A 20,825-nucleotide genomic window follows, 5' to 3' on the forward strand; every position below is an offset into this window, starting at 1 on the left:
GAAGTAAAATGATATTTGTCAGTTTTCTTATTCTAATATAATTTCCATTATCCAATATTCATCAAAAAAACGATTGTTGTAATTAGAGAAATAATCGTTTTTTATTTTTTCTAAATCAGTATAATAATCAAGATAAGTATAATGATAATTATTTATTGGATTAATAAAATAAGACGGAGTAAATCCTTGTTTTTTAAGTAAGTCTAAATATTTTGTGGCATTTGAGGGAATTTCAAATACATTGGAAACTAAATAATAGCCTTTTTTTAGGATAGAATTAGTATGATTAACTTTTATGGTTGCAATTTCTTTTTCAACTCTAGGTTTCTTTTCATAAGAATTTTGTAGGAATTTGTTTGTGTGTTGAATTTTAGCAATCCAATACTCTTGAAAATAGCTATTGTTTATATTATTATAATAGGCTTTTTCAGCTGTTGTTTGCGAGTTATAGTGACCTAAAGTTAGATAGTATAATTGATTGTCGGGATTTTTGAAAATGAAAGGTTTTATTTTTTTAGTACTTATTTTATTTGCAAAATCATGTGCATAGTGGATATTTTGATAAGCATTAGCCACTATATAATAGCCTTCGGGTGCTATATTAGAATGAAATATATAAGTTTTTATTTCTTTAGGCTTTCTAATAACTTCTATGGAGGTTAATGGATTATTAGTGATTTTTTTTACAGAGGAGCTATTTTCTTTTGAAGTAGTTGTAATGGTTTTAGTTAGGATTTTGCTGTTTTCTTTTTGCTCTATTATTTCCGTTTTCTTTTGCTCAATAGGATTGGCTATAGAGGTAATTGATTCAATTTTTTTTCGGGCAAAGTCTTCGTCTATTTCTATACTGAAGCCTATATTAGTTATATAAAATTTATCTCCTAAAGAACTAATTTTTAAATTAACTTGATCAATATTACTAAAAGAAAGTTCTTTTGATTGTATTTTGTCTAAAAAAACATCATATCCTAAAGTATTTAAAGAAGCGGGAGTTCTTTTGTTGAAATCGGTATTATAATGAGTTATTTTACTATTAAAAATGTTTTGTCCACTTCGTAGAGAATTACTAATATAAAACCATTTATTACTATTTGAGGTGTTGATTCTTATGTTGTCACCTTCAAGGTTTAAATCGCCTTCTAAAGCTGCAATAGTAAGTTTTGGGGTGATTTTTTCTATTTTAGGTGTAACAAAATCCTTGAAATTGATTTGAACAGGCTTGTTATAAATATAGGAAAAACCATCATATAAGCTAATTTGGTGATAGGGGATTATATCGGATTCATAAACTATATAAAGAACCCAACCAGCGGCACTACCTCCTTCAATTTGCTCTTGACTAGCCTGAATATTAGCTACAGTGTAACTACCCCAAGGTTTTTTTTTAATTTCATTTGTTATATCTGAAAAGCATAAGTATGGTGCATTAGCATTGTGTTTGTTATGTTCTTTAGCATCATATATGATACTTCCATTTACTGTAAAATAGTTTTCAGATTGTGGTGTTTTGATGGCTATTTTATTGATAGGTTGTATAGAATTGGTTCTATCAGGCAGTGTAGCACACCAGTACAATCCAGCAAAAACAACTTTATCATTAGGATGATTGGGTTCTAATAGAGCGGAACTAGATGAAAAAGTTTCGGGATCTTGATCTACATCTATATAAGCCATGTTGACTTGATCATTGAGTTTTGCATTTGAATCTATCTTATTATAGGGATCATTTGCATTTTTTCCTGATTTTTTTCCGATAATACTATTGGCGATAAAATCAATATCGCCTTTAGATAGTTTTGATATCGAATACTGAAATTCTTTTCTTCTTGTGCGTTTGATAAAAAGAGAAGAAAAAGGATAATAACAGGAAAGATTTTTTAAACATTTTAGTTTGTTTTTTGTATCACTTCAAAAATAGCTCCTTCTTCACACTTTAATGTTTTGGAAGGGTATTTCATTAATAGAGCATAATCGTGTGTAGCCATTACAATGGTTTTTCCGTTTTGATTGATTTTGCGAAGGACTTCCATGACTTCCATACTGGTTTGTGGATCTAGATTACCCGTTGGCTCATCTGCTAGAATTAAATCAGGGTCATTCAGTAGAGCACGGGCAATCGCTACACGTTGTTGTTCTCCTCCTGATAATTGGTGGGGCATTTTATTAGCTAGATTTAAAAGACCAACTTTTTCTAGAACTTCATCAATTTTAGTTTTCATATCGAATTCATTTGTCCAACCAGTAGCTTTTAGGACAAAGTGTAGATTAGCATTTATACTTCTGTCAGGAAGTAGTTTAAAGTCTTGAAAAACAATACCTATTTTTCTCCTTAAGAAAGGAATATCATTGTCTATAAGACCATGTAAATCGTAATCTACTATAGTTCCTTCACCTTGTGTGAGGGGTAAATCAGCATAAAGTGTTTTCATTAAACTACTTTTTCCAGAACCCGTTTTACCAATAATGTAAATAAATTCTCCTGGACTAATATTTAGATTTATATCTGATAAAATTTTATTACCTTCTTGATAAATAGTGACATTTTGGAGTGACAATATGGTGTGTGACATGCGATATATGTTTAGTTTGGTAAAAATAATAAGTTAAGTGGCGTATTCAAAATAATTTTTAGAATATGTTGCTTTATACTTTTATTTTTAAGATAGTAAAAACAATTTTGAATAGGAAAGTACTTCATTACTTTTTAGTGAAGAAGTATATTTATACTTTCTATTATATATGAGGAAATAAGGACTAATTTTTATTTTAGTCCTTATAAATTGTATTTAAAAAGGGATGTTGTTTTTTTGTTTGAATTGGAGTAATATATGAAACTGAACTCCGAAAAGTATGGAGGCTAAAACGAGATGTATAGTCTGCGAACCAAAAGGGAAATTTAGGTAGTATATAAAAATACCAGAAATAATTTCAAAAATTAATAGGGATAGTACCCAATTCATTTCTTTAAATCCAAGATTTAGTTTTTTGTTTCGTAAGAATAAAAATAGATTGGTCATTAGCACTAAAATAGAAAAACTTCTGTGGATATAAAATGTTATTTGAGGATTGGATAACCATAATGTTGGATTTTCTATTCCGGATTTTATTTGTTCATCTATAAATTGTCTAACTTGTGTTCCTAATATAACCTGTATTAATGTCATGGTAATTGTTACCCATATTAGATTTCGAAAAATAGGATCTAGTTGCTTTTGATTAGGTTTTGTATGAGCTAAAGATATTATATAAATTATGATGGCTATAATTATTAGAGCCATTACCATGTGAAGTGTTATTTTTACGGGATTGAGTACAGAATAGACAACGGTGGCTCCAAGCCATGCTTGAAAACCCATCATAAAAACAACAAGCCATGATAAAAGAGGAATTAATTTATTTTTTTTCCAATAGTTAAATGAATAAAAAGCCATAACTAAACAGGCAAAACCAGATAAGGCTCCGAAGAGTCTATTGATGTATTCAACCCAAGTATGAGTTGGGTTGAATTCTGCATAGTCATGTTTTGTATATTTATTCCATTGTGTAGGGTCAAATTGATTTCCTGTTATACAGTCTTCTTTTGCTATTAATAATTGTTCATTTTTTATGATAACTTGTCCTTTTTGAATACTCTGTTCTTTGTCCAAGTTAATTCTTTGATGTTAGTTGGAGGGATATAGTAACCAAAACATTTTGGCCAATCTGGACATCCCATACCAGAACCTGTCATTCTAACCAATGCGCCGGCTATAACGACTAGGTATACTAAAATAAGTGCTGTTTTTGCTATTTTTATAAATTTCATTTTATTTTTTTAAATACAAAATCATAAAAAAAAAATATTAAAACGTATGATTTAAGTCATGTATGATTTTGTATATGGTTATTGAATCCTTTTTAGTCCCATTTTTTTAGCTTTTTCTAAAACAAAATCTAATGCGGGTTGATATTCATTGGGGATTTCTCCTTCTAAAATAGCTTCCTTTACGGCTTCTTTTAGGATACCGATTTCCTTAGAAGGTTTTAGATCAAAAATTTCCATGATTTCTTCCCCTGTGATGGGAGGTTGAAAAATTCTTATACGATCACGTTCTTCAACTTCAACAATTTTTTCACGGACAATTTTAAAATTGTTATGATATTTTTGAAATTTTTTTGGATTTTTTGTGGTAATATCTGCTTCGCATAAGATCATTAGACTTTCAACGTCTTCACCTGCATCAAAAACGAGTCTTCTAACAGCACTGTCAGTTACGACATCTTGCGCTAAGACTATTGGACGTGAACTCATTTGAACCATTTTTTGTACGAACTTCATTTTATGATTCAGGGGCATGTGTAATCGGATAAAAATATTTTTTACCATTTTTCCTCCTAAAAATTCATGTCCATGAAAAGTCCAACCTTGTCGTTTATGAAATTTTTTAGTAGGAGCTTTTCCAATATCATGTAATAAAGCAGACCATCTTAGCCATAAATCATCCGTGTTAGGGCAAATATTATCTACTACTTCTAATGAATGATAAAAGTTGTTTTTGTGTGTATGACCTTCTACTTCTTCTACATTATTTAGAGCGGTTAATTCAGGTAAAATAATGTCTAATAATCCTGTTTGATGTAATAATAAAAATCCGATAGAAGGTTTTGAAGAAAGTAAGATTTTATTTAATTCATCTACAATTCTTTCTCCAGAAATGATATGAATGCGTTCTTTGTTTCTTTTTATTGATTCTAATGATTTTGTTTCAATGTTGAAATTTAATTGAGAGGCAAAACGAATAGCTCGCATCATACGTAATGGATCATCACTATATGTTATATCGGGATCTAGAGGTGTACGGATGATTTTTTTTCTAAATCAAGTACACCATCAAATGGGTCGACTAAATCTCCAAAATTAGGCGTATTTAGTGAAAAAGCTAATGCGTTGATTGTAAAATCTCTTCGTTCTTGATCATCTCTTAGACTTCCATTTTCTACAACGGGCTTACGACTATCAAAATTATAGCTTTCTTTTCTAGCCCCCACAAATTCAATATCCATTTCTTCATATCGAAGCATGGCAGTACCATAATTTTTAAAAACTTGAACTTTAGGATTGTTAGGGATGAGTTCTGAAACTTTTAAGGCAAGTTCAATTCCGCTCCCGACAGCCACTATATCAATATCTTTTTATGATTACGTTGTAGGATAATATCACGTACAAAACCGCCAATTACATAGCATTCTAAGTTTAGTAATTGAGAGGCTTGTGATACAATTTCAAATATTTTGTGATCTAAATGTTCTTTGTAATTCATTAACACTAATTTAAGGTATGTAGTTTAAAGAAGTTTTTATTTCTTTAAACTTTTAGATTTGGAGTTAAAAATTACTTGCGAATAATTTTTACCTGACTATCATTTGTTATTTTTATGATAGTAGAAGGTTTATTACAAATCTTTTCTTGATGCAAATTTACTATATAGTCTACACCTTTAATAATTTCGGGGCTAATTTCTTTAAAAGAAATAGGAGTGGGTTGTCCTGAAATATTGGCGGAGGTAGAAACTAATGGTTTTTTCATACGTTCCATAAGTTTAAAACAAAAAGGTTCGGTAACGATACGCATACCTAATGTTTTGTCCTCAGCAATGATGTTAGGAGCCACATTCCTTGGGTTGTCTAATACCAAAGTAGTAGGTTTTTCAGAAACATCTAAAATTTGCCAAGCCACTTCGGGTAAGTTGTTGAAAATGTTGTAAATCATACGATCTCCATTAACTAAGACAATCATACTTTTGCTTTCTTCTCGTTGTTTTAAAGCATAAATTTTTTTGATAGCATCAGGATTGGTAGCGTCGCAACCTATTCCCCAAACAGTATCGGTAGGGTAGAGGATGATGCCTCCATTTTTAATAACCTCAAAGGCGTTGTGTATTTCGGTGTTGATGTTTTCCAATTTTTTAAATTTTATTTTTGTATAAGTTGACAATTTTGTTCCAAATAGTTAAAGTATCATTTTGTTCATTGGAATAATTATAGTTTTCTGAAACATATTTTGATGCTTTTTTACTCATATTTAAATAAAAATCTTCATTTTTTTCTATATCTAGAGCAACTTTTTCAATTGTATTGACAAAATCAATTATATTTCTTTCTTCTATAGGAAAACTAAAATCTGGTTTTAAGTATTCTTTACCCGCTTGTCCTGTGTATCCAATTACTATGCAACCACATGCCATTGCTTCGACAGGGGGTAGTCCAAAGCCTTCTTTATAATTTAAGCTAAGAAAAATAAAACTATCTTTCATTATTTTACTGACTTCTTCTTCTGATTTGTTGTCAATTGGGATAAATTCCCAATTTTTTAATTTACCTCTTAAATTTAAAATGTTTAAAATTTGTATAATATCCTCGTTTAATTTTCTAGGCATAAAACAAATTTGTTTCTTTTTTTCTTTATTAAAATTGAAACAGTTCTCATTTATGCTGAGTCTAATTCTTTCAATTAATATATTTTTAAAGGTTGTTTCTAAATATTGTTTAGAATTATCTGAAACGGTAATAGTGGCTAAATTTTTTTTATTTAAATAATGTGAGTCATTTTCTATTTCGGTATTGTGAAATGTATAAAAACAATTTTGATTAAAGATCACTTTAAAATTTTCTGGGAAAACATGATTAATCCAATTACCATATATTTCAGGAAAGACGAGAATGTCTTTATCTGTTATAGTATAATTTTTTTAAATGTATCTGAAATTTTGTCAAAATAAAGTTTTGATTTGGTTTTAAATTTTTCTTTTTTGGAACTATATTTTAGTAGAGAGAAAATTTCTTTATTGTATAGTATTTTGGCGTTATTTTCAAACCAAGTAACTTTATATCCTTTTTTTCTATGTAAAACATATGAATTAAAATTGTTTCGATTTAGTAATTCGACCATTTTATAGATTTGTTTTATTCCTCCAACTGGTTTTTTGTCGTCAGTACATAAGAATAAAATTCTTGGATTTTCCATTTTTTACTGTTTTAATGATTTTAATAATTTATAATATTATCGATCCAATTTTTTTGACTATATTTAAAATATATTTCTTTGGGTAGCTCGTGATATGGGGACTTTAAGAATTCGATTAATTTATCAGTATTAATTTCTTCAAAAATAAAGATATTATTAGGATGATAAAAGTCATAATTAACAATGTCAGAGTTGTTTGTAATAAGCTTAATTTTTAATCCTAATGCTTCATAAGGTCTAAATGACAATCCTTTTTGGTTTTTATGTGCTAGATCTAAAATTGCGTGACAATTTTTATAAAATTTTGAAGAATTTATAAAAGGAATTATAGTATCAGTAAATTCTATGCCTTCTATTTGATGTTTCGGATTAAATTCATTTTTTTCTACAAAATATTCTAGCATATATATCAATTTGTGATGATTTTATTTTTTTATAAACATCAATAAAATCATCGATACGTTTATCATAAGTTCCTAAAAATACAATGTCATGTAGCTTTTCATTTTGTTCTTTTTTTCGGTATCAAAATAAAAATTTGTAATAAATTTTAAATTGTATTTTAAACAATCTTCCTTGTCAAAACTCATGTGTTTTTTAAATAGCGGAATTGTTTTTTTTGATGCAGGTATTTTGTCGATGCTATCCCAATATAGAGCTATCACATTATTAGATTTTTTATGTAAAAGTGAAATGTGTTTTTCATCTAAAATATCAGGTCTGTTTACAAAAATAAGATCATAATTTTTATGCTGATTGATCTGTCTTGTAATCCTATTATGTATAAAATATTTTTTTTTTAGATTTACACCAAATAACATTTTTGAAAAAAATTTAATACTTTTTGAGAGAAATTTCTGTAGTGATAATTTTTATTTGGAGTTATTTTTATTATTTCAAAATCTGAATATTTTTTAAATCCTTTTAATACTACTTTATCAAAATGATAATAGTCAGGAAATATAAATAGCATTTTTTTCATTAGTATGTTAAACTTATTATAAATGTATTTGCAATACACAAATGTAGCTTAATAAATTTTCTAATGAAAAAAATTTTATCATTTTTAAAAAGTTAAACTTTATATTATTTTTACTGCCTCTTAAATTTTAGTTTTAAAAGAAGCACTAGTTTGAGTGAATTTGTAATACCATTTTAATTTGAAATTACGATTATTAAATTGTTCTATGTAATGTATAATAAAGGCAATTTTACTAATCATTTTTTCGTAAATCTAAATGTTAAAAAGGATATTTTTTATTTTAAATTTTGATTTATAATGAAATAGAGAATATGATTATTGCAGATTGGTTGAATTTTATTTTCATCATTTTAAAACTGTAGATCTTGAGTAATTGCAATGTTTTTTTATCAACTGCGCCACGATCACGAATGCCTTTCTTGTTCTATTCCAGAAGATTCAAATGTAAAAAAACTCTCATCAAACTCAATCATTCCTTTTTAATGTATATGGGTATATTTATTTATTTTGTATCCAAAAACGATCTTTTGAACTACATTTACACTCAACTCCTATTTTGCCTTGTTGTTCTTTAAAATGTAGTCTACAAATTTTCTCGCTTCCAAAATTTGCTGTGAAAAAGAATAAGTTCATAACTAGAATTTAAATGGAAATAATCAATTATGAATGATTACTTGTAGTTAAATTTATTTCTTATGATTAGTAAAATTACTTTTAAATTAAAGAAAATCATCTCTTTCAATAATTTGATGCCCTGTTCTTTTTACGCCTAAAAATAAAACATTAGCTAATTCTTGACCTGTGATAGCACGGTATTTTTTCATTTTACCTATAAAAAGAAATTGTAATCCGTTGATTAATATAGTGGCTATTTTTTCAGCAAGACGTTTGTCTTTTCTTTTCCCATAAATTAAAGAAGGTCTGTAAATAAGTATGTTAGAAATATTGTGTTTTAAAACACTTTCTTCCATTTTACCTTTAGTCTGGCTATAAAAAACAGAAGATTTTGGGTTTGAGCCAATAGCAGAAATGACACTAAAAGTAGAAATTTGATTTTGTTCAGATAATTTAGCTGCGCTAACAGGAATTCCATAATCAATAGCGTAATATTGATCTTTATTAGGTGTTTGAGCTTTTGTGGTACCAATACAACAGAAAACCTCATCTGCTTTGAAATCTTTAGAAAATTTTTCCAAAGAAAGTATATCACCTATGAATTCTTCCAATTTTGGATGTTTTTTACCAGTGCTTTTTCGGGTGAATGTTTTTACTTTTTCGTAATCTTCACTCTTTAATAATAAATCTAATAAATAGCTTCCAGTAAGTCCTGTTGCTCCAAGTATAATAGCTGTTTTTTTCATTTAATACTTATTTTTTTATTGGAAAAAATAATTCAATAACTTAAAAGATTTATATGAGAAACTATTAATAGCTATAGTGCCACAATTTTATATAGAATTACAATGTATATAATTTTTTTGTACACTATAGCTAAAATAGATTCATAAAGGTTTGTACTTACTTTATTCTAAAATAAAGTGTTGTAAGTAAAAATATTTATAAACTAATTATTTTCTTTTTCAAGCGCTATTTCTCTTAAAAATAAATAAAGAGGAAATGTAAATGCTATAGCAATTAAGAAAGTAAGTGGTATTAAAGTCCACCAGTATTTAATTTTTAAACGAATAGCATCAGGTATATAAAAGGCAAAAAATGTTAAAACAACAACTTTTAAATCAGCGTCTAATGATTGGGCTGGAAGGCTGCATTTTGCATCTTCAAAAAAGTTTAATAAAGAAGGATCTATTGCTGTTTGAAAATATTGGATATTAAAAAACCAAGTATAACAAAGGCCTAAAATACTTAATAGAAGATAAATGTGTTTTCTTTTCATGATATATATATTTATTAAAATTTTAATTTTCTTGTTTTAGATATTTCCAAATAGCCCACGACCATGCTAAAAATATAAATTGAAACGGTAAACGTATGATGGCTAATTTGTGAGATCCTATAGAAGGATTTTCTACTAATACATCTTTAATATGTATAGGTAAAAAAGTTAACATTAATAAAAAAATGCCTAATCCGCCGTATTTTGCGAGATTGTTTTTAAATACAAGTAGTATGCCTAGAGCTAATTCTATAACGCCTGATCCTAATATGATAAATTCTTTAAAAGGGAAGAAATTAGGTACAAAAGGGAGGTAAAAATCAGGTTTAATAAAATGTTGAATACCAGCATTTATCATGAAAATTGCCAGTAAATAGCGTAATACTATAAAACTAATTGATTTAAATTTATTCATTGTTTAAATAATTATTATTAAATATTAAAATTGTTTAATGTCGGTTCTATTATTGTTTTGTTATCGCGTTGATGACGAAATTTTGATAAAGCTTTATAAATTTCTATTCTTGCACGGTTTATTCCTCCGATTGGCTTGTGTGCTTCTAAAGAATTAGAAGGAGAAAATGATAATTGTTCAGCTAGTTCAAAACGTTCTTCCGTGTTTAAATCTTGAATAGGTATTTCAATTTCTGCTACTTTTATAAAAGGACTGTTCCATTCAATTCCAGCATTTTCTATGGGAGTGTTTTTCTCGTTTACAAAAGGCTGTATAAAAAAGTCAAATTTGACAATGTTTTTTTGTAAATGACTTTCCATATTTTTAGTGAGATAGTTATCACTAAGTATTTTGGGTAATTCACTTTTACTAGTGGAAGTAGGGACTATTTTAAATTTTATCTGTTTATTTCCATACATATAAGGTGTTGTACTCCAGTAGGTCAAATCCAAAGGATTGGCTTCGTTTTTCTTAGCGTTATTGAGAGCTTTTAATATTTTACCATTACCCGAAAAGATCATCTTTAGGGCTAAAACCAAAGGATTCCATTTTATAGCATAATAAACAGCATCTCTGAAAAGTTTAATAGTACCAAGAGGCATTATAGGGAGTGATATCATAAGAAAATCCTGTGTCTGTTTTTCTGTTGTGTCAAATCGCTTTCCATCGACCTCAATTAGTTTAATTGCAAATCCTCTAAAATCTTTTATTTTGTCAGATTGTACTCGTCCGCTTGCATTGGATATTCTGATAAATGATTTATAACTTTTACCTGGTTGAAATAGACCTATTTGTAAGTTATTAGGTAAATTTTCTATTATTTTAAAATGCCCCTTTAATAAAGCTAAACATTTAGGATGTGCATCTCTTTTTGTCTTCCCTTTCGCATAATCTTTCTCCATTTTTTCCTGAAGCATAGATTGCATATCTAATATTAATTCCTGTTCTGTCATGCTTGCATTTAGTTTATTAAAATTATTTGTTTCTCCTCTAATAAAAAAACAAGTTTCGTTATGATGAGGTTTTTCTAATAGGAAAAGAATTAACTGTGATTTAAAGAAAATTCCCTCAATTATTTTTCTATTATATTTAATTTATTTGATGAGACAAAAATACAAAAATAAATGAACGTTCATTCTTTTTTTTGAAAAATCTAACTTTTATAGAGGTACAATATTATTTTAGTTTTGAAATTACCTAAACCAAAACTCACTACAGAATACACGAATCAAGAGATATTACACGATAATTATTATACTAAATTTGGATTTTAAATGGTATAAATTTAAAGTAGATTGTAGATTATGGGATAGATTTTGTGATGAAGAAGAAAAGGGGAAAAGAAGATAAAATACATAAATTTTTACCGTTGAGGTAGTTTTATTGCATCAAAGTATGTTTTTTTAGATTCAAAGTTATCTTTATCTATGATAAATTTAAAACGATAATTTGCGTTTAATTTTAGATATATTTGAAATAAAAGATATTATTTTCGCTTCTTATTGATTATATCTTAATTGATTTTATTTATAATTAGGAGACTTTTATAGAAGTAGAAAAGGTTTAAAAAAATAAAACTCCGCCGATTTAAGGTTCGTTATTTTTAATGTTCATATTGGTAAGATTTTGATAAATTTCATCATGATAAATTTTTCCTCCAGAAGATCCTACTAGTTGTGAAAAAAATATATTTACGCTTGCAATAGCTAATATTATAAAAGCAATCCAATATTTTTTAGGATGTTTTTTATAATTCGCAATTACTCCTATAAAGGCAATCAAACCCAAAGAATATATTATTTTCATAAAAATTTCTGCTTTTTCTTCATGAACTTCTATTAAATCATGAGGGAAACCATTTGTGTTTTCTAAAAAGTGTTCTGCTTTATCTCCCGTTATCATTGATAATTTCCCCATTATCATTGAAAAAATAAAGATCGTATAGGCTATATTTAAGATCAAAGGATTTCTTTTGAAAATTCCATAAATTAAAATAGTAATACCAAAGAATAATCCAATTAGAGGGAAGTGATTTATTAATAAATGTAAATGTGCAGAATTCATTATATAAAATTTATACTATGACAAATTTAATAGTTAATTTTGCTAAAATTTAAAATGAAATGAATTTTTTTGAAAAAAATCGCCCTACAAACAGTTACTGAATCTATTTTTACTTAGCAACTTAGTTTTAAGAATTATACTCTTATTTCATCCTATTACGTCTGCCAGTTTTACTCGGAAAGAATTAGCTAAAATTTTTTTGACAGGATTAATTTCTGATTTTTTTGTTTTCGTTATAGCCTCGGGTTTATTATGGATTTATTTATTGTTTTTGTCAAATGCTAAATATGAAAAACCTTGGGGATATATAATTTTTGGTTTCTTTTGTGCTCTTTTGTTATATGTAAGTTTTGGTAATACCATTTTAAACGAATACGGAGGTGTTTTACCTGAAATTGGTATAAGTTTTATAGCTCTTAAAACGTTATTTTTTGATTGATGCTTTTCCTTCCTAACTATAGGAAGAGGATACGTATCGTTTTGTTTTCAATGACAATATTTATAGTAGTACTAATCATTGTGCAAAATACTATTAGTGAATTTTTCTTTTGGAATGAATTTGGTGTACGTTATAACTTTATAGCTGTTGATTATTTAGTGTATACGAATGAAGTAATTAAAAATATTATGGAATCTTATCCCATTATTCCTTTATTTACGGGAGTTGGATTCATTACAGCCTTTTTTACTTATCAAATTATTAAAAAATCATCTGATTTTTTAAATAATTTACCTTCTTTTAATGATAAAATAAAATCAACCAGTGGTTATATTTTTTTAGCAATACTAAGTACTTTTTTAATTCCTATTTTAGCAAAACAAGAAACTTCTTCTAATGTTTTTGCTAATGAATTACAAGCAAATGGGCTTTATCGTTTCTATTTAGCATTTAGAAATAGTGAGTTAGATTATCAAAAATTTTATAAAACTATTTCAGAAGAAGAGGCATTTACGTTATTAAAAGGACAATTGGGAGATTTGAAAAATAAGACTTCTGAAAGACAGATTATTTCTAAGTTACCAGAAACAAAGAAAAATGTAGTTTTAATAACAATAGAAAGTTTAAGTGCCGACTTTATGAAATGTTATGGAAATGAGTTAAATGTAACACCGTTTTTAGATAGTTTAGCTACTCAAAGTACACAATTTACTAATTTATATGCCGTTGGAAATAGAACAATAAGAGGGTTAGAGGCTGTTACTCTATGCCTTCCACCATCACCGAGGCGAAAGTATTGTAAAAAGGAAGGATAATAAAAATAAGTTTTCGACAGGTAGTATTTTTAAAGAAAAAGGATATATCGTAAAATATCTTTATGGAGGAGATGCTTATTTTGACAATATGGAGGACTTTTTTGGAGGAAATGGATACGAAATAGTTGATAAAAAGACTTTTAAATCTAATGAAATAACTTTTTCTAATGTTTGGGGAGTTTGTGATGAAGATATGGCTAAAAAAGCTATTGAAGTAATGAATACAGAAGCTAAAACGGGAACCCCCCTTTTTAATCATTGGATGACAGTAAGTAATCATAGACCTTTTACCTACCCAGCAGGTAAAATAGATATTCCTAATGATGCAAAATCGCGAGAAGGAGGAGTAAAATATACGGATTATGCGTTACGTCAATTTTTTAATATGGCAAAAAAACAAGCGTGGTATCAGAATACCATTTTTGTAATTATTGCGGATCATTGTGCATCAAGTGCAGGTAAGACAGAATTACCTATGGATAAATATAGAATACCCGCTATGATATTTGAACCGACTAAAAAAGGAGTTATAAATCCCATATTGATGTCACAAATTGATATTATGCCTACTTTATTCGGACGATTAGGGTTTCATTATACAAGTAAATTTTATGGTCAAGATGTTTACTCAATTGATTATAAACCAAGAGCTTTTATTGCAACTTACCAAGATTTAGGTTACATTAAAAATGATATACTTACGATTATTTCACCAAAACAAAAAGTGAAACAATTTGACTTAGTTTTACAACCATCTAATTTACCAAAAGAGTTTCAAATAATGTATGATGAAAAACCCAAAAATAATTTAGATAATCAGTTGGTAAAAGAAACAATCGCTCATTATCAAACCGTTTCGAAAATGCTTAAGTCAAAACAATATGAAAAGAAATGAGTAGATTGACGTTAAGAATTAATTTAATAAGTACACTCAGAAATAAAATGTTATCAATAAATTAAGGTTCAATACCTCCTTACTTTTCAATCTAAACCCCATTTTAATACTTTGTTTTGAAATGGGGTTTGTGTTTTTTAAATCCAGATTCCGCATTAGACTTCGTTGTGAAACAAAATTTTTCAATAAATTCAAGTGCTCACGGAAAATTTTAGAAGAAGAAATAGTGAACTATTTTGATGATTAAAATTTGAGTACGTGCTTGAATTTGAAGAAAAATAAGGTGGAATAGATTTACTTCGTCTATTCGCTACGCTCGGGTCTAATGCTGAATCTGGGTTAAACTAAAATCCATATTAGAAATTTATTGCAAATAAAAGGGACTTTGAATCTAAAAAAGTTGAGTATTTATTTTAAGGTGAAATTAGGTACGCTCAAAATTTCTTTTTCAAGGTTTATAGAGAATGAAGAACAGATAAGTTATTTATTAGTGAGATAGGATAAATTAAGATATATTTTATTCTATGTAATTAATATACCGTTTTTTTTGATTGTTTTTAAAATTAAGATCTGTTTTGAGAAAAATTAAAAAAAGTAACTAATAATATCAGAATCTCCCCAATAAAAATGAATATAAGATGCCATCACATTTTTTAGCATATAAATAGGTGTAGGCACTGCTATTCCTTTAGCATTAAAAACGTTCCCAATAGTTGCTATGTTTCCCTTTTGGATTACTTTAGAATAATGAAACTCATGTCCTTTAATTGTTTGGTTATTAAGTTGTACTTCTCGATATCCCAAAGAAAGTTGGGCTTTTTCCATTGAAGTTTGTATGGGTAAAAAACCTACCATAGAATAACCAACTCCTTTTGAATCAATTATTTGATCACCTAAATACATCATGCCACCACATTCGGCTATTACTTTTCCTCCATTAGAACAAAAATCAAAAATAGATTCACGCATGGCTGTATTGGTAGCTAATTGATCTAAATATAATTCGGGATAACCTCCAGCTAAATACAGTACATCCGCTTCTGGCATTTCAACATCTTTTAGAGGGCTAAAATAGATGATTTCTCCCATTTTTTTAAAGCTTTTATGTTTTCAAAATAGGTAAAATTAAAAGCATCATCATGAGCTACTGCTATTTTATAGTTCTTTAAAAAAGGGTTGCTTTTATTGGTATTTTCATCCGTATAAATAGTTTTTTCGTAATTAGATTGAGACGTTTCGCCGATTGATAAAATTCGACTTATATCAATAAATTGAGCTAAGTGCTTTGCCGCATTTTCAATTATTAATTCATAATCATTTTCAGGAGATATGAACAGTCCCAGATGACGTGAAGGAATGTTTATTTCAGGATTAGAAGGGAGATAGCCTAACGCATCAATTCCTACATCATTGCAAGCATCCTTTAGGAACGAATAATGACTTTCAGTATTAACAAAATTAAAGATAACACCTGCAATTTTTATATTTGGGTTAAAATTTTTAAGTCCAAATAATAATGGTGCTATGCTGTAAGCCATAGATTTAGCATTAACAACTAAAATGACGGGTATATCTAATAAAATAGCAATTTCAGCACTACTTCCTTGCATGCGGTTTGCTCCATCAAAAAGCCCCATTACACCCTCTATAATAGAAATATCCGCTTCCTGACTATATTTGTGATACAATGTTTTGACATGATGTTCATTCATCATATAAGTATCTAAATTAATGCTTGGCTGACCTGAGGCTTTCGTATGATGTTTAGTATCAATATAATCAGGACCGCATTTAAACGCTTGTACATTATATCCTTTATTTTTTAATAATCGTAATAACCCTAGAGTAATGGTTGTCTTTCCAGAGTTACTAGATGGGGCTGCTATGAGAAATTGAGGTTTCATAATTTCAAAGATAAAAATCAATTCCCAATTTTTATCTTTGTAAATCTATAAAGAAAAATAAAATGACAATTAAGATTACTACTTACGCTAAAGTGGGAGAACTCCTTCAAGGGAATTTTGATAAAAATCAACCATTTTTAGTAAGCAATAAGTCTTCTAAACTATTCAAAACAACGACTATTGTAAGTACAGAACCGATTGAAGAAGAAACAAAATTAGGCGCTAAATCTGCAAAAGCATTAGAATTATTTCATTCACTCATAAAAAAAAAAAGGAAATACACCTGTTGATACAATTTATTTTAAGCAAGAAAGAAATTTTAAAATAGGAAAAGGTTTGTCTTCTAGTTCTACAGATATATTGGGAATTTTATTAGCTTTAAATGAATTATATAAAACGCAATATTCAAATCATTTTCTTTATAAAATAGCTTCTAAAATAGATCCTACAGATCCTTGTTTAGATTTAAATTCTTTATTATTTAATCAAAAAACAGGAGAAATATTAGATACTTTAGCCTCTATTCCTTATGCTATGTTATATTTTGATTCAGATCCAGATCGAAATATTGATACAATTAAAACATCCCAAGACCGAAAATATTCTAAAAATCAAATAGAAGAATTTCAAAATATTTATTTGACTTTAAAAAAGAGTGCTAAAAACAAAGATTACTCAACCTTTTTTAAATGTATTACAAAAAGTGCTATTATTAACCAGTCTGTAATACCCAAAAAAAAATTTAGTTTGTTACATGATTTTGCTATAGAAAATAATTGTGGTTTATTTGTTGCTCATAGTGGAACATTTATGGGGTTAATTATAGATCCCTATCGTTTAAAATCAATTGAATTAAAAGTTAAAGATTTAGTTGCAAAATATTGGAAAACAACCCTCTATATTGAATGAATTTTATGCAGAAATTAAAACCTATAATGTTTGTTGGTACAGCCTCTGATGTAGGTAAAAGTATTATTAATACAGGATTTTGCCGTATTTTTAAACAAGATGGCTACACTCCAGCTCCTTTTAAATCACAAAACATGTCACTCAACAGTTTTGCTACACCAGAAGGACTTGAAATAGGTCGTGCTCAGGCAGTTCAAGCAGAGGCATGTGGCATTGATTGTAATACAGACATGAATCCTATTTTATTAAAACCTACTAATGATAAAAGCTCACAAGTTGTTTTAAATGGAAAACCACTAGGAAATCAATCCGCTTTTGATTACTTCATGGGAAATGATAAACAAGAATTATTAAAAGAAGCACAAGCGGCTTATGAACGATTATCAGAAAAATACAATCCTATAGTACTTGAGGGGGCTGGAAGTATTTCAGAGCTAAACCTAAAACATCGAGATATAACGAATATGCGGATGGCAAAATACGCAAATGCGTCTACTTTTTTAATTGCAGATATTGATAGAGGAGGAGTATTTGCCAGCGTTTATGGAAGTGTTGCCTTATTAACAGCTGAGGAAAAAGCTTTACTAAAAGGAATTATTATTAATAAATTTAGAGGCGATTCACGTCTTTTTGAAGAAGGTAAAAAAATAATAGAAGATCTTTGTGGTATTCCTGTCGTAGGAATAGTACCTTATAGAAAAGATATTTACATAGAAGAAGAAGATTCTGTTAGTCTTCAAAATAAACCTTCTTTAGTTAAAGAAAATAAAATAAATATTGCTGTTATTTTACTGAATAAACTGTCTAATTATACTGATTTTAATGTCCTAGAACATCATGAAAATGTAAATTTATTTTATAGTAAAATACCTTCAGAAATAGAAAAAGCAGATATTATAATTATTCCGAGGGAGCAAAAATACTATTTCAGATTTAATTGATATAAAAAATAATGGCGTTGCAAAAGCCATTATAAATAGCTATAAAAATAATAAAATTGTGATAGGGATTTGCGGTGGTTATCAAATGATGGGACAAACAATAGAAGATCCTAATCATATTGAAGGTACAATAGAATGTATGGCAGGTTTAGGAATACTTCCTATAGAAACAATTCTTACACAAGAAAAAACAACTCGGCAAGTGCAATTTCAGTTTAAAGAATACCGAGAAATATGCAAAGGTTATGAAATACACATGGGGGTTTCCACAGTAGAAAATACAAAATCACCTTTAAATACTTTTGATAATAAAACAAATGATGGCTATTACCTATCAGATAAATGTTGGGGAACCTATATTCATGGCATATTGGATAATGATATTGTAATTAATGATTTACTTTTACAAACAAAAAAAGATTTAACAACTACTATATTTGATTATAAATCTTTTAAAGAAGAACAATATGATTTGTTAGCACAACATTTGAGAGATCATATAGACATTCATTATATTTATAAAGTTCTTAAAGAAAAAGAAGCATGATTTTAGGACACGGAGACGATGGTTATTTATATAAAGGAAAGATTAAAGTAAATTTTAGCTCCAATGTTTTTTATGAAGATCCTCCTAAAGGATTAAAAGAACATCTTTTTCAACATTGGGATAAAATTATGAGTTATCCTGAAGCCAATGCAGAATCATTACAAAAGGAATTAGCGAGTTGGCACCAATTAAAACCAAATCAACTATTAGTAACGAATGGTGCTACCGAAGCATTTTATTTGATTGCACACTTTTTACAAAAAAAATCAGCCACCATCATTATACCATCATTTGCAGAATATAATGACGCTTGTTCTAGCTATGACATAACATTAGATTATATAAAATGGTCAGATGTACACGAAAAATATCATTTTTCTACACAAGCTGTTTTTTTAGGTAATCCAAATAACCCAACAGGATTTATTTTTGAAAAAAAATACTTCATTCTCTTTTAGAAAATAATCCCAAAGTCTTGTTTGTAATAGATGAAGCTTATGTAGACTTTACAAAAAGTAAAATTTCTATGATTGATGAAATTTCTAATTTTTCAAACTTATTGATAGTAAAGTCATTAACTAAAACATATTCTATACCCGGTTTGCGATTAGGCTATATGATGAGTCAAAAACAAAATATTCAAGCAATAGAAACCTTTAAAATGCCTTGGTCTGTAAACACTATGGCAATTGAAGCGGGAAAATATATAGTTAAAAATGCTTCTAATATTGTATTACCTATAGAAAAAATAATAGCAGATACTACTCAATTTGCAAACACCTTACAGCAAATTAAAGATATAGAAGTTTATCCAACAAAAACTAATTTTTTCTTGTGTAAAACAAATATAAAAACAGCTTCAGAACTAAAGGAATATCTTCTAAAGAATCATCAATTACTTATTCGAGATGCCAGTAATTTTAAAGGACTTTCATCACAATATTTTAGATTAGCTACTCAAAAACCACCAGAAAATCAACTTTTAATAAACGCTATTAATCAATGGATCATTCTTTAATTATTTTTTTAGGACCTTTGGTTATAGGTTATTTATTAGATTTATTATTAGGAGATCCTAGATGGTTACCACATCCTATCAGACTTTTTGGTACGACAATTTATTTAGGAGAAAAACTTTTAAATAAAGGAAAATTTCGATTTATAAAAGGAATTTTTCTAACATTTGTATTATGTAGTTTTGTCTTTTTATTTTTTTATTTTTTATCAAATATTTTATTAGAATTTAATCCCATTCTTTATAGTCTATTTGCCTGTCTTTTCATTTTTTATGGCTTGGCTAACAAAAGTTTAATCCAAGAAGGAAAAGAAGTATTTAATACATTAGAAGAAAAAGGAATAGAAGCAGGAAGAAAACGACTATCTTGGATTGTAGGAAGAGATACTACGACACTTTCAGAAAATCAAATAAGAATAGCCGTTTTTGAAACTTTATCTGAAAACTTGAGTGATGGCGTAATTGCACCACTTTTTTATTACGCTATCGGAGGATTACCATTCATGATGACCTATAAAATGATCAATACTTTGGACTCTATGATTGGTTATAAAAGCGATAGGTATTTTTATTTTGGAAAATTTGCGGCTCGATTAGATGATGTAGTAAACTATGTGCCAGCTCGAATTACGGCTTTTTTGATGATTATAATCAGCGGAAAACCTAACTTGTTTTCTTTTGTATTAAAATTTGGAAACCAACACGCAAGCCCTAATTCAGGTTATCCAGAATCAGCTTTAGCAGCTATCATGAATTGTCGTTTTGGAGGACCTAATATATATTATGGAAAACTAGTTGAAAAACCATTTATAGGAATAAATACTCGAATAATTAAGCATTCCGAATTTAAAAAAGTATCCTTTATAAATCATGCCGTTGCATTAATTTCAATTGTAACTATATTATTAATAAAATGTAGTATTTTTTATTTTTTTAATAATGTATCACGATGATTTAGTTTTT

General features: G+C 28.0%; 19 protein-coding genes and 5 pseudogenes. 8 read left to right on the forward strand and 16 right to left on the reverse strand.

Going from position 1 to position 20,825, the window contains the following annotated elements; translation table 11 throughout:
- Positions 1 to 27 precede the first annotated feature (27 nt).
- From JJC05_RS14850 to JJC05_RS14920, 14 genes and pseudogenes are all read right to left on the reverse strand, one after another.
- Positions 28 to 1,674 (reverse strand): SPOR domain-containing protein, encoded by a 1,647-nt coding sequence (locus JJC05_RS14850; protein WP_235877722.1) that lies wholly within the window; start codon positions 1,672 to 1,674, stop codon positions 28 to 30.
- 212 nt (positions 1,675 to 1,886) lie between these two features.
- Positions 1,887 to 2,570, reverse strand: coding sequence for a cell division ATP-binding protein FtsE (locus tag JJC05_RS14855; RefSeq protein WP_088393112.1), 684 nt, complete (start codon positions 2,568 to 2,570; stop codon positions 1,887 to 1,889).
- A gap of 216 nt (positions 2,571 to 2,786) precedes the next feature.
- Positions 2,787 to 3,805: pseudogene (locus tag JJC05_RS14860) on the reverse strand (COX15/CtaA family protein).
- A 78-nt stretch (positions 3,806 to 3,883) separates the two neighbouring features.
- Positions 3,884 to 5,300: pseudogene (locus tag JJC05_RS14865) on the reverse strand (CCA tRNA nucleotidyltransferase).
- Positions 5,301 to 5,371: 71 nt separating this feature from the next.
- The gene (locus JJC05_RS14870; protein WP_235878908.1) at positions 5,372 to 5,941 is read right to left on the reverse strand and encodes an L-threonylcarbamoyladenylate synthase; all 570 of its coding nucleotides are present in this window, start codon (positions 5,939 to 5,941) and stop codon (positions 5,372 to 5,374) included.
- Positions 5,942 to 5,945: 4 nt separating this feature from the next.
- Positions 5,946 to 6,638: a glycosyltransferase gene (locus JJC05_RS14875; protein ID WP_235877724.1), complete on the reverse strand. Its 693-nt coding sequence runs from the start codon at positions 6,636 to 6,638 to the stop codon at positions 5,946 to 5,948.
- Between the two features lie 74 nt (positions 6,639 to 6,712).
- Positions 6,713 to 7,003: a hypothetical protein gene (locus JJC05_RS14880; protein WP_235877726.1), complete on the reverse strand. Its 291-nt coding sequence runs from the start codon at positions 7,001 to 7,003 to the stop codon at positions 6,713 to 6,715.
- Positions 7,004 to 7,023: 20 nt separating this feature from the next.
- Positions 7,024 to 7,842: pseudogene (locus JJC05_RS19165) on the reverse strand (WaaS/CpsH family glycosyltransferase).
- 644 nt (positions 7,843 to 8,486) lie between these two features.
- Positions 8,487 to 8,618: pseudogene (locus JJC05_RS18975) on the reverse strand (IS1595 family transposase); the annotation flags it as partial.
- Between the two features lie 86 nt (positions 8,619 to 8,704).
- Positions 8,705 to 9,346 (reverse strand): NAD-dependent epimerase/dehydratase family protein, encoded by a 642-nt coding sequence (locus JJC05_RS14900; protein WP_127822967.1) that lies wholly within the window; start codon positions 9,344 to 9,346, stop codon positions 8,705 to 8,707.
- A gap of 203 nt (positions 9,347 to 9,549) precedes the next feature.
- Positions 9,550 to 9,879, reverse strand: coding sequence for a DUF2834 domain-containing protein (locus JJC05_RS14905; RefSeq protein WP_105196713.1), 330 nt, complete (start codon positions 9,877 to 9,879; stop codon positions 9,550 to 9,552).
- A 22-nt stretch (positions 9,880 to 9,901) separates the two neighbouring features.
- Positions 9,902 to 10,294: a DoxX family protein gene (locus JJC05_RS14910; protein ID WP_235819786.1), complete on the reverse strand. Its 393-nt coding sequence runs from the start codon at positions 10,292 to 10,294 to the stop codon at positions 9,902 to 9,904.
- A 17-nt stretch (positions 10,295 to 10,311) separates the two neighbouring features.
- Positions 10,312 to 11,286, reverse strand: a complete 975-nt coding sequence (locus tag JJC05_RS14915) for a catalase family protein (protein ID WP_127822968.1) — start codon at positions 11,284 to 11,286, stop codon at positions 10,312 to 10,314.
- Between the two features lie 634 nt (positions 11,287 to 11,920).
- Positions 11,921 to 12,397 (reverse strand): hypothetical protein, encoded by a 477-nt coding sequence (locus JJC05_RS14920; protein ID WP_127822969.1) that lies wholly within the window; start codon positions 12,395 to 12,397, stop codon positions 11,921 to 11,923.
- 97 nt (positions 12,398 to 12,494) lie between these two features.
- On the opposite strand from JJC05_RS14920, the pseudogene JJC05_RS14925 reads away from it, so the two are divergent.
- A pseudogene (locus JJC05_RS14925) lies at positions 12,495 to 14,546 on the forward strand (LTA synthase family protein).
- Positions 14,547 to 15,131: 585 nt separating this feature from the next.
- Here JJC05_RS14925 and JJC05_RS14930 read toward each other — a convergent pair.
- Complete coding sequence (locus JJC05_RS14930) at positions 15,132 to 15,635, reverse strand: type 1 glutamine amidotransferase family protein (protein ID WP_235877732.1); 504 nt, start codon at positions 15,633 to 15,635, stop codon at positions 15,132 to 15,134.
- Positions 15,605 to 16,450 carry a cobyrinic acid a,c-diamide synthase CobB gene (locus JJC05_RS14935; protein ID WP_235877734.1) on the reverse strand — a complete coding sequence of 282 codons (846 nt, stop codon included), beginning with the start codon at positions 16,448 to 16,450 and terminating at the stop codon, positions 15,605 to 15,607. Before JJC05_RS14935 ends, JJC05_RS14930 begins: the two co-directional genes overlap by 31 nt.
- Before the next feature lie 62 nt (positions 16,451 to 16,512).
- On the opposite strand from JJC05_RS14935, the gene JJC05_RS14940 reads away from it, so the two are divergent.
- Genes JJC05_RS14940 through cbiB form a run of 7 tightly spaced genes read left to right on the forward strand, consistent with a single transcriptional unit; the run spans position 16,513 to position 20,815 of the window.
- Positions 16,513 to 16,740 (forward strand): hypothetical protein, encoded by a 228-nt coding sequence (locus tag JJC05_RS14940; RefSeq protein ID WP_235877736.1) that lies wholly within the window; start codon positions 16,513 to 16,515, stop codon positions 16,738 to 16,740.
- A gap of 4 nt (positions 16,741 to 16,744) precedes the next feature.
- Positions 16,745 to 17,359, forward strand: coding sequence for a GHMP family kinase ATP-binding protein (locus JJC05_RS14945; RefSeq protein ID WP_374226362.1), 615 nt, complete (start codon positions 16,745 to 16,747; stop codon positions 17,357 to 17,359).
- A 5-nt stretch (positions 17,360 to 17,364) separates the two neighbouring features.
- Positions 17,365 to 18,300 carry a cobyric acid synthase gene (locus JJC05_RS17685; RefSeq protein ID WP_258929288.1) on the forward strand — a complete coding sequence of 312 codons (936 nt, stop codon included), beginning with the start codon at positions 17,365 to 17,367 and terminating at the stop codon, positions 18,298 to 18,300.
- A 28-nt stretch (positions 18,301 to 18,328) separates the two neighbouring features.
- A complete protein-coding gene (locus JJC05_RS17690; RefSeq protein ID WP_258929729.1) occupies positions 18,329 to 18,847 on the forward strand; it encodes a cobyric acid synthase in 519 nt (172 codons plus the stop codon).
- Positions 18,844 to 19,305: an aminotransferase class I/II-fold pyridoxal phosphate-dependent enzyme gene (locus JJC05_RS14955; protein ID WP_235877740.1), complete on the forward strand. Its 462-nt coding sequence runs from the start codon at positions 18,844 to 18,846 to the stop codon at positions 19,303 to 19,305. Before JJC05_RS17690 ends, JJC05_RS14955 begins: the two co-directional genes overlap by 4 nt.
- Before the next feature lie 17 nt (positions 19,306 to 19,322).
- On the forward strand, positions 19,323 to 19,865 hold the full coding sequence (locus JJC05_RS14960; protein ID WP_235877742.1) for an aminotransferase class I/II-fold pyridoxal phosphate-dependent enzyme: 543 nt from the start codon (positions 19,323 to 19,325) through the stop codon (positions 19,863 to 19,865).
- Positions 19,850 to 20,815, forward strand: coding sequence for an adenosylcobinamide-phosphate synthase CbiB (gene cbiB, locus JJC05_RS14965; protein ID WP_127822973.1), 966 nt, complete (start codon positions 19,850 to 19,852; stop codon positions 20,813 to 20,815). Before JJC05_RS14960 ends, cbiB begins: the two co-directional genes overlap by 16 nt.
- Positions 20,816 to 20,825 lie beyond the last annotated feature (10 nt).

It is taken from the genome of Flavobacterium davisii (genome assembly GCF_019565505.1).
GTDB lineage: Bacteria > Bacteroidota > Bacteroidia > Flavobacteriales > Flavobacteriaceae > Flavobacterium > Flavobacterium davisii.

Coding starts and splice junctions, on each gene's coding strand:
- JJC05_RS14915 (WP_127822968.1), bottom strand. CDS start 11,286: ATGACAGAACAGGAATTAATATTAGATATGCAATCTATGCTTCAGGAA.
- JJC05_RS14930 (WP_235877732.1), bottom strand. CDS start 15,635: ATGGGAGAAATCATCTATTTTAGCCCTCTAAAAGATGTTGAAATGCCA.
- JJC05_RS14920 (WP_127822969.1), bottom strand. CDS start 12,397: ATGAATTCTGCACATTTACATTTATTAATAAATCACTTCCCTCTAATT.
- JJC05_RS14880 (WP_235877726.1), bottom strand. CDS start 7,003: ATGGAAAATCCAAGAATTTTATTCTTATGTACTGACGACAAAAAACCA.
- JJC05_RS14905 (WP_105196713.1), bottom strand. CDS start 9,879: ATGAAAAGAAAACACATTTATCTTCTATTAAGTATTTTAGGCCTTTGT.
- cbiB (WP_127822973.1), top strand. CDS start 19,850: ATGGATCATTCTTTAATTATTTTTTTAGGACCTTTGGTTATAGGTTAT.
- JJC05_RS14900 (WP_127822967.1), bottom strand. CDS start 9,346: ATGAAAAAAACAGCTATTATACTTGGAGCAACAGGACTTACTGGAAGC.
- JJC05_RS14910 (WP_235819786.1), bottom strand. CDS start 10,294: ATGAATAAATTTAAATCAATTAGTTTTATAGTATTACGCTATTTACTG.
- JJC05_RS14855 (WP_088393112.1), bottom strand. CDS start 2,570: ATGTCACACACCATATTGTCACTCCAAAATGTCACTATTTATCAAGAA.
- JJC05_RS14940 (WP_235877736.1), top strand. CDS start 16,513: ATGACAATTAAGATTACTACTTACGCTAAAGTGGGAGAACTCCTTCAA.
- JJC05_RS14935 (WP_235877734.1), bottom strand. CDS start 16,450: ATGAAACCTCAATTTCTCATAGCAGCCCCATCTAGTAACTCTGGAAAG.
- JJC05_RS17685 (WP_258929288.1), top strand. CDS start 17,365: ATGCAGAAATTAAAACCTATAATGTTTGTTGGTACAGCCTCTGATGTA.
- JJC05_RS14850 (WP_235877722.1), bottom strand. CDS start 1,674: ATGGCTTATATAGATGTAGATCAAGATCCCGAAACTTTTTCATCTAGT.
- JJC05_RS14955 (WP_235877740.1), top strand. CDS start 18,844: ATGATTTTAGGACACGGAGACGATGGTTATTTATATAAAGGAAAGATT.